Source organism: Plantactinospora alkalitolerans (assembly GCF_015690345.1).
Classification (GTDB): domain Bacteria; phylum Actinomycetota; class Actinomycetes; order Mycobacteriales; family Micromonosporaceae; genus Plantactinospora; species Plantactinospora alkalitolerans.
Genome location: NZ_JADPUN010000297.1, coordinates 1 through 12,170 on the forward strand (window position 1 = coordinate 1; position 12,170 = coordinate 12,170).

At 70.5% G+C, this 12,170-nt stretch carries 11 protein-coding genes; 8 read left to right on the plus strand and 3 right to left on the minus strand.

Annotated features, from left to right (window positions below; genetic code table 11):
* Positions 1–168: 168 nt before the first annotated feature.
* The 5 genes from I0C86_RS33625 to I0C86_RS33645 all read left to right on the plus strand — a co-directional run bounded on the left by I0C86_RS33625 (position 169) and on the right by I0C86_RS33645 (position 7,179).
* The gene (locus tag I0C86_RS33625) at positions 169–1,926 is read left to right on the plus strand and encodes an amidase (RefSeq protein ID WP_323373997.1); all 1,758 of its coding nucleotides are present in this window, start codon (positions 169–171) and stop codon (positions 1,924–1,926) included.
* 216 nt (positions 1,927–2,142) lie between these two features.
* Entirely contained in the window at positions 2,143–2,592 is a 450-nt protein-coding gene (locus I0C86_RS33630) for a hypothetical protein (RefSeq protein WP_196205339.1), read from the plus strand.
* Positions 2,593–2,712: 120 nt separating this feature from the next.
* Positions 2,713–3,489 (plus strand): hypothetical protein, encoded by a 777-nt coding sequence (locus I0C86_RS33635; protein ID WP_196205340.1) that lies wholly within the window; start codon positions 2,713–2,715, stop codon positions 3,487–3,489.
* Positions 3,490–3,498: 9 nt separating this feature from the next.
* Positions 3,499–4,287 carry a hypothetical protein gene (locus I0C86_RS33640; protein WP_196205341.1) on the plus strand — a complete coding sequence of 263 codons (789 nt, stop codon included), beginning with the start codon at positions 3,499–3,501 and terminating at the stop codon, positions 4,285–4,287.
* A gap of 153 nt (positions 4,288–4,440) precedes the next feature.
* Positions 4,441–7,179 (plus strand): glycoside hydrolase family 3 C-terminal domain-containing protein, encoded by a 2,739-nt coding sequence (locus I0C86_RS33645; RefSeq protein WP_196205342.1) that lies wholly within the window; start codon positions 4,441–4,443, stop codon positions 7,177–7,179.
* Here the strand turns inward: I0C86_RS33645 and I0C86_RS33650 are convergent.
* Positions 7,142–8,554: an FAD-binding oxidoreductase gene (locus tag I0C86_RS33650; protein WP_196205343.1), complete on the minus strand. Its 1,413-nt coding sequence runs from the start codon at positions 8,552–8,554 to the stop codon at positions 7,142–7,144. The two genes, I0C86_RS33645 and I0C86_RS33650, sit on opposite strands and share 38 nt — an antisense overlap.
* Positions 8,555–8,824: 270 nt before the next feature.
* Between I0C86_RS33650 and I0C86_RS33655 the strand changes: the two genes are divergently transcribed.
* Complete coding sequence (locus I0C86_RS33655; RefSeq protein WP_230395221.1) at positions 8,825–9,529, plus strand: SRPBCC family protein; 705 nt, start codon at positions 8,825–8,827, stop codon at positions 9,527–9,529.
* A 364-nt stretch (positions 9,530–9,893) separates the two neighbouring features.
* On the opposite strand, the gene I0C86_RS33660 is transcribed toward I0C86_RS33655, so the two are convergent.
* Complete coding sequence (locus I0C86_RS33660) at positions 9,894–10,232, minus strand: hypothetical protein (protein WP_196205344.1); 339 nt, start codon at positions 10,230–10,232, stop codon at positions 9,894–9,896.
* Between the two features lie 416 nt (positions 10,233–10,648).
* Here I0C86_RS33660 and I0C86_RS33665 point away from each other — a divergent pair, with 416 nt between their 5' ends.
* Positions 10,649–11,560, plus strand: coding sequence for an Ig-like domain-containing protein (locus I0C86_RS33665; protein ID WP_196205345.1), 912 nt, complete (start codon positions 10,649–10,651; stop codon positions 11,558–11,560).
* Positions 11,561–11,576: 16 nt separating this feature from the next.
* Entirely contained in the window at positions 11,577–11,711 is a 135-nt protein-coding gene (locus I0C86_RS44655) for a hypothetical protein (protein WP_255527895.1), read from the plus strand.
* On the opposite strand, the gene I0C86_RS33670 is transcribed toward I0C86_RS44655, so the two are convergent.
* The coding region (locus tag I0C86_RS33670; RefSeq protein ID WP_230395222.1) for a hypothetical protein at positions 11,693–12,170 on the minus strand (478 nt) is incomplete at its 5' end. The genes I0C86_RS44655 and I0C86_RS33670 overlap by 19 nt on opposite strands.

Consider the following 12,170-nt stretch of genomic DNA (forward strand, 5'->3'; position numbering starts at 1 on the left):
GGACTCCGTCCTCGCCTCGCTGCGCTCCTTCGTCCGGGGCACCGTGGGCGCGCTCGCCGCGTACCAGCTGCCCGCCCCCGCCGGCACCGATCCGGAGGTGGCGAAGGCGCTCTCCCAGCAGGCGGCACCGATGCTGTATCCCTCGATCAGCACGAAATGGCGGCAGTCGTGACCTCCACCTCCGAACCCGTGGACACCTTCGAACCAGTGGACCGGACGGTCGACCGGCGGGCGTTCCTGGCCCGCGCCGCCGCGCTCGCCGCCGCCGGCACCGTCGGTACCGCCATCGCACTTCCGGGCCCGGCCGGTGCACACGGTCCCGTCACCATCAGCCCCGCCAGCCCCATCGGCCCCGGTAGCCCTGGCGGGCACGGCGGCACCGTCAGCCACGGCGGGCACGGCGACCCCGGAAGGCCGAACCGGGCCCTGGACCGGCCCGAGGCGTACCGCCGGCCCCGGCCCGAGGCGCTGGCCGACCCGACCGAGTTGACCATCGCCGAGGCCGCCTGGCTGATCCGCGCCGGCAAGCTCAGCCCGGAACAGCTCGTCGAGGCGTACCTGGCCCGGATCGGCAGTTACGACGGGACGTACCAGGCGTTCAACCTGGTGCTGGCCGACGCGGCGCTCGCCACGGCCCGGGCCGCCACCCGCCGGACGCACACCGGCGCCCTGCACGGCATCCCGCTGGCGATCAAGGACAACTACTACACGGCGGGCGTCCCGACCACCGCCAACTCGTACCTGTTCCAGGACTTCGTCCCGCCGTTCGACGCGACGGCGGTGGCCCGGCTCAGGGCCGGCGGCGCGATCGTGCTCGGCAAGACCCAGATGGGTCCATTGGCGACCACCCGGGCCACCACCCCGGCCGGCGTGATCACCACGGTCAACGCCTGGACCCCGACCAACCCCGGCACCGATCCGGGCGGCTCGTCGACCGGCACCGCCACCGCGGTCGCCGGCCGGATGGCCACCGCCGGTACCGGTACCCAGACCGGCGGCTCGATCACCGCGCCGTCCAACGCGCAGAACCTGACCGGGATCAAGCCGACCATGGGCCGGGTCTCGTTGAACGGGATCATCCCGCTCAGCTACACCCGGGACCACCCCGGACCGCTGGCCCGGGACGCCAGGGACGCCGCGATCATGCTGACCGCGATGGCCGGCGAGGATCCCGCAGACCCGCGCAGCCAGGGCCTGCCCGCCGTGCCCCGACTGATCGAGGCGGCCACACCGGTGTACGCCGGCAAGCGGGTCAGGCTGCGCTGGGGAACCCGGATCGGCGTACTGCCCGGGTACGCCACCGGCACCTCGGCGACCGCGCTGGCCCGGCAGGCGTTCCTGGCCGAGCTGGCCGCGATCTCCGGCGCCACACTCGTCGACGTACCGCTGCCGGACGAGTGGGACCTGCTCGGCGGGAACACCTTCAACAACATCCGGCTGCCGGAACGCAGCGAGCCGTTCATGCCGTACCTCCGGACCGACCTGCGCGGCTTCGGGGTCGCGGTGACGAGCTGGTTGCAGGGCGCGCTGCTCGGCGGCAACGAGTTCCTCACCGGGCAGCGGGCCAAGCTGCTGTTCCTGGAGCGGGTGCTCGACCAGCTCTTCGACGCCTGCGACGTGGTGGTGCAGACGAGTCCGGTGCCGTTCGACATCCTCGGCCTGCCGGAGATCGCCTTCCCGATCGGGTTCAGCACCGCGGGCGTACCGATCGGCACGATCCTCGGCGGCCTGCCGTACGCCGAGGACCGGCTGTTGTCGGTGGTGGCCGCGTACCAGGAGGTCACCGACTGGCACTGGCGCCGCCCGGCGGACCCGCCGGCTCCGGCGGCCGGCGCCCGGTCCGCACGCGGCACCGTCGCGGCGGCCGAACCGGACGAGTCCCGGGGCCGGCTCACCGCCGACCAGGTGGCCGAACTGACCCAGTAGGCGCGCGGCGGAGGGGTTTCCGGGAACTCGTCGAGCCACCGGGAACCCCTCGTCGGGCAACGACCACAGCACCAGCCTTCGGGGCCGCTCGCCGAACGGCCCACGCCGCGCCTGTCGATCGCCACCTCGCCGACCGGCCCACGCCTGCGGCGGGCCGGGCGAAAGTCGACTCTGCTCCGTGACACGATGCGGCGGGCCGGGATACCGTCCACCGCGATGGACCTCATCCCCACCCCGCCCTCGACCCGCCCGCCGCAGGTCGGCCAGGCAGCCGGGTTGTTCGTGGCCGCCGGCCTCCTCACCGTCGCGGACCGGTTCGTGACCGGCCCGGTCGGCGGTGCGCGGTGGTGGCAGTTGGCGCTGCTGTCGATGGCCACGCTGGGCCTCTTCTACCTCCTGCCGGCCTGGCTGATCTGGCGCCTTCCACGCTTCGGGTCGTTCGGGCGTTACCTGGTGCTCCGGGTCGCGATCGGCGTCACGGTCATCATGGTGCTGACCGATGTGCTGCTGACGATGCTGGCTGTGCTGCTCAGCACGCCCGGCGAGGACGATCCGTGGAATCCGCTGTCGGTCGGAGACTCGCTCTGCCTGATCGCGGCGATGCTCCTGCTACGTCGCCCGGCGACGAAGCAGTTCCTGGCCTCGGCCCGGAACACCCCCGGCTGATCGGTGCGACGGTAGCCCGGACCCTCGCCGGGCACCACTACGCGAATTGACAAACGCCACCGCGCGCTTACGCACCACTGACGAAGACGCACACCGTACGGTGCCGAGAAACTGTCGGCCATGTGGAGGAAACGTCTATGTGGCATCGCGGCTCCGGCCGTCGCACTCGCGATGCTACTGACCGGGCCGGCACAACCGGCCCAGGCCAACGCCGACGGCATCAGTGATTCCATCGTGGACGCCGCCCTGATCGGTTGGAACATCTACCGGTCCGGCAGCGCGACCCCGGAACAGATCGTCGAATTCGTCCGGATCGTAACCGGAGCGCTCGGCGATCTGGAGAACGAGGTGAAGGATCACATCGACGGCCTCGAGGCGAGAGAGGTGCTCTCGCACGCCAGCAGGGCCCGCAAGGACATGCTCAACTACGAGTACATCCGGGACAACGAGATCACCGTCGAAGTGTTCGCCATGCAGGTCGGCCAATACGCGGAGAACGCGAACTACAAGTACGGGGCGGTCGGGCGGAAGGCCAAGGACCAGATCGGCCTCGGCGCGCAGGTGCTCTATCCGATCCTGCTGGCCGTACGCACCGACATCGGCTGGACCAACGGGCTCGACGAGGACGACCTCGCGTACCGCCAGCTCAACCAGCGGATCGTGGCGGACCTTGAGCCGAGGTGCACCCGGATCAGCGACCCCGAGCCCATCCCCGGGCGGATCTACGTCCGGCACGAGTGCGAGGCGGCCAACGGCGAGAAGGCCGTGGCCGTCGACCACAAGGTCGGCGACACCTGGCACAGCGGGCCGGTCAACCTGGACAACCTCAAGCTCGAAGCCGCCAGGAACTCCAGTTGGTCGGCGGCCAGACGCATCCTCGCCGGACAGGGACAGTAGGAGGGCAACATGAGGAAACGACTGCGCAACACCCTGGTAGCCGCCACCCTGGCCGTCGCGGTCACCGTCACCGCGGTACCCGCCACACCGGCCCAGGCGGCACCGCGCGCCGACGGGATGCAGGCGATGGCGTTCGACTGGGTCAGCCTCGTGGTCGCGGTCGCCGGGCACCTGCTCTCCGGCGGCGGCTCCGAGGACGCCGCGCTGAAGGCGGCCGTCCAGCAGATCGTCGCCGCCGTCGAGGCCGCGAAGAACGACATCATCGCGCACACCGACGCGATCGCGGCGGCCGACGTACAGGCCTGCGCCCGGCAGCACACCATCGAGTTCGCCGACATCGAGAACATGTCGAACACGGTGCGGCAGATCTGGGCGCAGAACGCGACGGGCTGCGCGACGCTGGCGACGGCGTACGTCAACGCCGTCCAGACCCCACAGGCGGTCGACAACATCGGCCACGTACTGCCCTCGCTGTTCGCGATCGTGATCGCCGCCCGTGGTCGCGCCGGCCTTCCCAACGGCATCAACCTGGTCATCCAGGACCAGATCCGCAGCTACGAGGCGGTCGTCGCCAAGCTCACCCCGACGAACTGCGTGAAGAAGGGGAACAAGGAACCGGGTTACCCGCGCGAGAAGTGGTGGGAGTGCACCGCCTACAACGGCGACTGGGGCCAGTCCGGGTGGGTCACCGCCCCGGCCGAACCCGTCCGCGCCCAGGCGGAGAACGCCGCCACCCGTAACACCAGCCGTCCCGAAGCCCTGTCCGGCCTACCCCGACTCCGCGCGCTGGGAGTCTGACCGGTTCGGTTTCTCGTCGCCGCGTGGTGCCGACCGGTACCACGCGGCGGCACTGTCGCACACATACACGGCAACGGAATCCATCCTTGACGATCATGGATATGGGTCCTACCTTCGCCCGGGGTGCACCGTGCCGACGGACGGGGTAACGGGATGCGAGCGCGTGCCTGGGCGGCGACGGTGGTGGCCGTCGTACTGGTCACCGGCGGCGGGTGTGGGGCGGAGCCGGCGGAGCCGCCGACCGGAACCAGCGGCGACGAGGGGGCCATCTACCTGGACCGGTCGTACTCGCCACGGGAACGGGCGGTCGACCTGGTCTCCCGGATGACCCTGACGGAGAAGGCCGCACAGATGGTCAGCAGCCAGTCGGCGGCACTGCCCCGGCTCGGCATCCCGGCGTACGGCTGGTGGAACGAGGCCGCGCACGGCGTCGCCCGGGAGGGCATCCTGCCCGACGCCAACCCGCCCACCCTGACCAACACCACCTCCTATCCGGTCGACCTCTCGCTCGGCGCGACCTGGAATCCCGAGCTGGTCCACCGGGAGGCGACGCAGATCTCCGACGAGGCCCGCGAGGTCGTCCGGGACAACCGGCTCGACCTGAACTTCTACTCCCCCACCGTCAACCTCGCCCGCGATCCCCGCTGGGGCCGGGGCGACGAGGCGTTCAGCGAGGACCCGCTGCTCACCGCCGCGCTGGCGGCCCAGTTCGTGAACGGGATGGAGGGCAAGAACCAGGCCGGACGGCTGCTGCCGGAGAGTGGCGGCTACCTGAAGACCAGCACCACCCTCAAGCACTACGCCGCGAACAACAGCGAGTTCGACAGGCTCACCGGCTCGGCGAACATGGACGACCGGACCCTGCGGGAGTACTACACCGCACAGTTCCGCGAGGTGGTCCGGCGCAGCTCACCGGCCGCCATCATGACCTCGTACAACCGGGTCAACGGGGTACCCGCCTCGGCCAGTGGTTACCTGATGGACGAACTCGCCCGGCAGACGTTCGGCTTCGCCGGCTTCTTCACCTCGGACTGCGACTCGATCCGGGAGATCGAACACGGCCACCACTGGCAGCCGCCCGGCCAGCCGGAGCCGCTGGACCACGTCGAACGGCACGCCTGGGCCAACGCGGCCGGCGAGGACCTGAACTGCCAGCAGGGCCTCCACGACCAGTGGAGCTACGCCAACACGATCCCCGACGCGGTCGCCCGGGGCATCACGACCCCGAACGGCAGGTACACCGAGGAGCACGTCGACGCCGCACTCGTCCGGCTGCTGACCACGCGGATCCGGCTCGGCGAGTTCGACCCCGCCGAGAACGTGCCGTGGGTGACGGCGGCCCGGAGCCGGGTCGCGCCCGGCAGCTGGACGAATTCGGCCGCCAACCGCGCGGGAACCCAGACCAGGGATCGGCTCGCCCTGGCCCGCGAGGTCGGCGCGGAGAGCATCGTGCTGTTGAAGAACGAGGTCACCCGGAACAGGCACGGTGACCGGAGCGGGCGCGGTGGCCGGAACGCATCGCCGCCGCTGCTGCCGCTGCGGGTTCCGGCCACCGGGGCGTACCGGGTCGTGGTGATCGGGCACTACGCCAACCCGCCGAGCATGTACCTCGGCGGCTACTCCAGCATCCAGGCCGGCGCCGGGCAGGCCAACGAGGTCAACGGCTACGCCGGGGTCCGGGCGGCGATCCAGGCGATCAACCCCGGCGCCGCCGTCGACCACCTGCCCGGCGTCACCCCGGGCACGCTGGCCGAGGTCGACCCGGCGTCGGTGGCCGCCGCCTCCTCCTACGACGCGGTCATCGTGTACGCCGGCACCGACGACCGACACTCCCGCGAAGAGGTGGACCGCGACTCGCTGGCCCTGCCCGGCGCACAGGCGTCCCTGATCAGCCAGGTCGCGGCCCGGAACCCGAACACCGTCGTCTACCTGGAGACCGCCGGACAGGTCGACGTCGCCGACTTCGAGGCCGCCGTGCCGGCGCTGCTCTGGAGTTCGTACAACGGGCAACGCAAGGGCGAGGCACTGGCCGATGTGCTGCTCGGGGCGCGTAATCCCAGCGGGCGGCTGCCGTTCACCTGGTACCGGGACGCCGGTCAGCTTCCGCCGATCGACGACTACGGCATCCGGGGCGACGCGTCCCGCCCCGGCCGGACGTACATGTACTTCGACGGCGACGTCTCGTACCCGTTCGGACACGGCCTCGGCTACACCGGCTTCGCGTACTCCCGGCCGGTGGTCGACCGGCAGCAGGTCGACGCCAACGGCAGCGTCCGGGTCAGCGTCGACGTCACCAACACCGGATCGGTCGCCGGGTCCGAGGTGGTCCAGCTCTACGCGGGTACGCCCACCGCGCCGGCCGCCCGGCAGCGCCCCGACAAGCGGTTGGCCGGCTTCCAGAAGATCTCGCTGCGGCCGAAGCAGACGAGGCGGGTCGCCTTCACCGTCGAGCTTCCCGACCTCGCCTTCTTCGACGACCAACTCGGCCGGTACGTCGTCGACCAGGGTCCGTACCTCCTCCAGGTCGGCAGGTCCAGCGCGGACGCCGACCCTCGGCGGCAGGCCAGGGTTCTCGTCGGTGGCAGCCTGCGGCCGGAGCTGTCGGTCGTCACCGCGACCGCGCCGACGCTGTACCCGCCGAACACGGTCGTGTCGCCGAGGCTCACGGTCGCGATGAGCGACGACACCCGGTACGGCTACCGCGCCGAGGGCGCCAGCATCCCGCTGCCGGCCGGCAGCACCGTCAAGTACCACAGCAACCGGCCCGGGGTGGTGTCGGTGGACCCGGCCGGGATCATCCGCACCGGCTCGCGCGGCGTCGCCACCGTCACCGCCACGGTGAGCTACCAGGGCGTCAGCCAATCGACCGAGTTCTCGCTCGGGGTCCGCTGATCCGGGGCAGGGTCGGCACGGCGGAGCCGAAGACGTTGTCCGGGTCGTACCGGCGCTTCGCGGCCAGCAGCCGGGGATAGTTCGGGCCGTAGGCGAGCCGGATCCGCTCGGGTTCGTCCGGCGCGAGCAGGTTCGGATACCCGCCGGGCAACGCGAACGGGGCGAGCCGGGCCGAGCAGCGGTCCGCCCAGTGCCGGTGCGCCGCGACCGGCTCGCCCGGCGGCCAGACCGCGATGACCTCCACCAGCAGATGGTCGTGGCGCAGCCCGAACGCGGTCTCGGTCCGGCCGACCCGGGTCGCCGCGCCGTGGAAATGGTGTACGGCCAGCGCCGAGTACGGCGAACTGGCCTCCGTCGCCGCGTCGAGCAGTACCTCGACGGCCGGTTCGGACAGGTCCGCCAACCACCGGGTACGGAGCAGATACTGGTTGCCGGGCAGCATTCCGCCGTCGAACATCCCGAGCGCGTCGCCGTACGGCATCGGCCCGACCTGGGCCGTGACCGGCCGACCGAAGGCCACCAGCCGGGCAACCGCCCGCTCCCCCGCGCCGAGGTCCCGGCCGCTCCAGCTCGGCGCGAGGAACAGCACCGGCTGTCCCTGCGGACCGGGTAGGAAGCCGGCCATCACGGTCAGCTCGTCGGGGCAGCGGGGCAGGAAATTCCGGTAGCTGGCCAGCACGCTCCGGGCCTGCTCGACCGGAAACAGGATCATCCCGGCCAGCACGGTGCGCAACGGGTGCAGCCGGTACCGCAGACTGGTGACGACGCCGAAGTTGCCGCCACCGCCCCGCAGTGCCCAGTACAGTTCCGCGTCGTCGTCGGGGCTCGCCGTGACCTGCTGCCCGTCGGCGAGTACCAGTTCGGCGCCGAGCAGGTTGTCCAGGGCGAGCCCGTACCGGCCACAGAGCGGGCCGTATCCGCCGGCCATGGTGAGACCGGCCATCCCGACCGCCCGGACCACGCCGGTCGCGGTCACCAGCCCGTACGGCTGGGCGGCGGCCAGCAGGTCTGCTGCGGTCGCCCCGCCCGCCACGATCGCGGTCGCGCTGTCCCGGGCGACGGTCACCTGGTTCATCCCGGTCAGGTCGAGGGCCAGTCCACCGGGACGCAACGCCCGACCGGCCCAGTCGTGCCCACCGGCGCGTACCGAGAGCGGCACACCGCAGTCCCGGGCGGTACGGACGACCGTGCGTACGTCGTCGGCGTCGAGGCAGCGGGCGATCACCGCCGGTCGGGTGGTGACGGCGGCGTTCCAGAGCCGGCGCGTCGACTCGTACCCCGGGTCGGAGGTCGTCACGAGCCGGTCCCCGAGAATCGGACGGAGCCGCCGGACGGCATTCCGTACGGCGCTGGGAAGGCTGCTGTGCGCGGCCATGGCGGCTCCCTGGACGACAGGTGCGGCCGACCGCGGGGCGATGGTCGTCGGGCCGGTGTCGCTTCGGCCGCTCGGTGCGGCGAACGTATCGTCGGCGCCGGCCGCGCGCGATCCTCGATCCGCCCCGGCCCGGTCGGAAAGGCGACCCCGAGCGCGCCGGAAAGCCGACCGTGCGGAGTTGCCGGGTTCGACCACTCCGATTAATGCCCGGAGTTAGCTTATATAAGTTGCTCCTGATACGCTGCCACCCGTTCCGCCCGGAAGACCAGGATGAACCTGCCAGGAAACCAGGACGAGGGAGTGATGGTGGACATCGTCGACGAGATCAATGCGACCCACCGGGTGGTCGGCCGGACCGACACCCCGGCCGGCGAGGCCCGGACCGTCCTGCTGCGAAGGACCTACGACACCTCCGTCGAAGACCTCTGGGACGCCGTCACCAACCCCGAGCGGCTGCCCCGCTGGTTCCTGCCAGTCAGCGGCGACTTCCGGCTCGGCGGCCGGTACCAGACCGAGGGCAACGCCGGCGGCGAGATCATCGCCTGCGAGCCGCCCCGCCGGCTCAGAGTGACCTGGGTCTTCGGCCCGGCCGTCGAGGGCGGCTTCAGCGAGGTCGAGGTACGGCTGTCGCCCGGCAGCGGTCCCGACGACGAGAAGTCCACCGTCTTCGAACTCGAACACATCGCGATCAGCGACCCCGAGCGGTGGACCGAGTACGGCCCCGGCGCGGTCGGCGTCGGCTGGGACCTCGCCCTGCTCGCCCTCGGCCTGTACCTGGCCGGCGAGGGCATCGACGACCCCAGCGCGTGGGAGCAGTCGAAGGAGGCCCGGGAGTTCTCGACGCTCAGCAGCAACGCCTGGGGCGCGGCCTCGGTGGCCGGCGGCGAGTCCCCGGACGCGGTGGCGACGATGGTCGCGAACACGACGGCGTTCTACGCCCCGGACGTACCCGCCCCGGAACCGTCCGGCGACTGATCCCCGGCGCGACATCGGGCACCCACCCGCCGTGGCACTCCTGCTACCTTCCGGTACGGGGAGGCATGTCGATGCCTACGGAAGTGCGGGTGGATCCGGCGGTGCTCGAGGCGAAGGCCCGGGTCGCGGCCGATCTGCGAGATGGCCTGCACCGTGAGCTGACCGATGTGGAGCCGGAGACGACCCAGGCAGCTCGGGAGTTGACCGGCTGGCTGACGGGTCAGGCGCTCGGGAATCTCCTGCATTGGTGGCAGGACGACCTGACCAACCTCGGGCAGCGGCTCGATGCGATGCCCGAAGGACTGCGGTTGTGCGCCCGCGACTACCGCCACAGCGATCACGCCAGCGCGGACAACTTGAGGCGCTATGCCTCGTCGCCGACCCATTTCTCACCGCACCGACGGCAGATGTCACCCCAGCGGGGACTGTCCCAGTCGTGTTCGGTCGACACCCAGATCGTGTCGCCACAGTCCTCGCAGAGTTGCACGCAATCGCAGTTCGGCTTGTCGAACCGTGCGATCACGTCCGTCGAGGGCTCCCCGGAGGGCAGATCCTGCGCGTACACCCGGCGCGTCCGATGCTTGACCTCCGCCGCCGGATCGGCGACCTCGTCGGCCGACCGCAAGCGATGCTGGTGCAGACCGAGCCCGCAGCGGATGCGCCGCCCCAGCCCGCGGGCGCGCCCGGACGGTGTCACGTCCACCGCCGTTACCTCGCTCGCCGCCGTCTCCGACGCTCGCCAACCGGAGCCCATGGCAGTTCATCGATGCGCGTGTCGTTCGGACACCATACAAACCCCCACGCGGTTCACCATATGCACACTGTGTACATGTCATGTAACTGGCAGTAGCAAGGGATGCGACGAGGTCTCGCTTAGCGTCGAGAGAACCAGACGTTGCTAACATTTCGGGAGCGGTTATGTGGCGTAGATGTGTGGCAGTGATCGTGATGGCCGCGACAGTGACGACTGTCGGTCCAGCAATACCGGCGCATGCAAGTGGGCGTGGAGATCCAATTATTGGTGACTTCAACGCCGACGGCCGCCAGGACGAGGCAGTACTCGGATCCGTCACGCCGAACCTCTGCTCCACGGTCACCCGGTACGGCTCAGCGTCCGGCGTGTATCTGCCTCCGGTGGTGAACGTCTACCTCACCCCCGATGGTGGTGGCGCTCCAAACTGCCCTGACCTGGGCACCGCGGTCAACGTGGACGACGATCCGGCCGACGAGCTGTGGCTCGGCTGGTCCCAGGGCCCGCCGGCCAGCCTGACCTTCAACCGGCTGGTCCTGCAGCCACCAACCTTCACCCCTTCGGCGTACTTCACCTCAACGATCAACCGCCCGGTCTTCCTCGGCAAGGGCTCGTTCAGCCTCGATGGCCGGGAGAGCCCGTACGGCATAGGCCCCGGCGGCCTGCTCAGCTACATCATCGACGGATCTCGGGTGATACCCGGCCCGGTGGCGTTCTGCTCCGCCGACACCCCGACGGTCCAGATCGCCGACTGGAACGCCGACAACGTCGAAAGCGTCCTGCTCGCCTACACCAGAGGCTGCACGGACGGCGGCAACGGTGTGGTGGAGATCCGGCAGGACGGCACCACCCGCTATCTGGAACATGACGCTACTGGCCGTGCCGCCTGGGCCGCGCGGGTGGTCAACGCCGATGGCAACCGTTATCCCGACGCACGCACCATCAGGCGTGGCACCGGCGAGGTCAGCTACTTCATAAACACCGGCCCGGCAGGCGGCTTTCTCCTAACCAGAGCACCGGACGCGAACACCGACCAGATCTCCGTGGCCGGCGGCAAAGGTGTCGCGATCGACGTACTCGCCAACGACTTCGCCAGCCGCCACGCCGACATCGTCATCACCACCGCGCCCCGTTACGGCACCGTCCAGGTGCTCTCCGACCGGCGAGTCCTCTACCGCCCGGCACCCGGCCACGGCCAGACTGACCGGTTCACCTACCAATTGATCGAGGAGAACCGGCGAAGTTCGGCAACCGTCCACATCAGTCTCAGCCACCCATGAAGATGAATCCCACATCGTGAGCCGGCGTGTGTCCGCGGATATCGCCTACCTCGACACGAAGGACCGCTTCCTGGCCCGCGTCGACACCATCACCGACATCCTGAGCGGCGCCGAGCCCGGCGCCGCCAGGCATCACATCAGGACCAGGTAGTACGCGAAGAAGGCGATCGGCGAGGCGAGGAAGCAGATCAGGAAGCCGAGCCGGGCGTACCGGGCCGGACGGCCGACGATGATCCGGGGCTTGCCCCAGACGCTGAGCACGAAGTACCCGACGAAGAACAGCATCGTCGGCAGGCCGGCGCAGCTCCACGAGAAGACGGCGATGGCGTTCCGGTCACCACCGTTGAGCGTCTGCACCTCGGAGACGGTGAGCAGGATCCAGATGATGACCGCGAGGACGCCGGCACAGCCGAAGTAGACGGACATCGCCCGAGCCAGCGGCGACATCGAGGGCAGCAGCGGTGCCTGCTGCGCCATCGTCTCCGCCTGCACGATCATGACGTCGGCACCGTCGGCCGCCTGCCGGGCCAACTCCAGCTCGCGACGGGGATCGACCGGCCGTGCGGGCGGCATCGCCGCACCGGACACCTGACCCGGTCCGCCCGGCACC

Coding starts and splice junctions, on each gene's coding strand:
- I0C86_RS33630 (WP_196205339.1), top strand. CDS start 2,143: ATGGACCTCATCCCCACCCCGCCCTCGACCCGCCCGCCGCAGGTCGGC.
- I0C86_RS33635 (WP_196205340.1), top strand. CDS start 2,713: ATGTGGAGGAAACGTCTATGTGGCATCGCGGCTCCGGCCGTCGCACTC.
- I0C86_RS33640 (WP_196205341.1), top strand. CDS start 3,499: ATGAGGAAACGACTGCGCAACACCCTGGTAGCCGCCACCCTGGCCGTC.
- I0C86_RS33645 (WP_196205342.1), top strand. CDS start 4,441: ATGCGAGCGCGTGCCTGGGCGGCGACGGTGGTGGCCGTCGTACTGGTC.
- I0C86_RS33650 (WP_196205343.1), bottom strand. CDS start 8,554: ATGGCCGCGCACAGCAGCCTTCCCAGCGCCGTACGGAATGCCGTCCGG.
- I0C86_RS33655 (WP_230395221.1), top strand. CDS start 8,825: ATGAACCTGCCAGGAAACCAGGACGAGGGAGTGATGGTGGACATCGTC.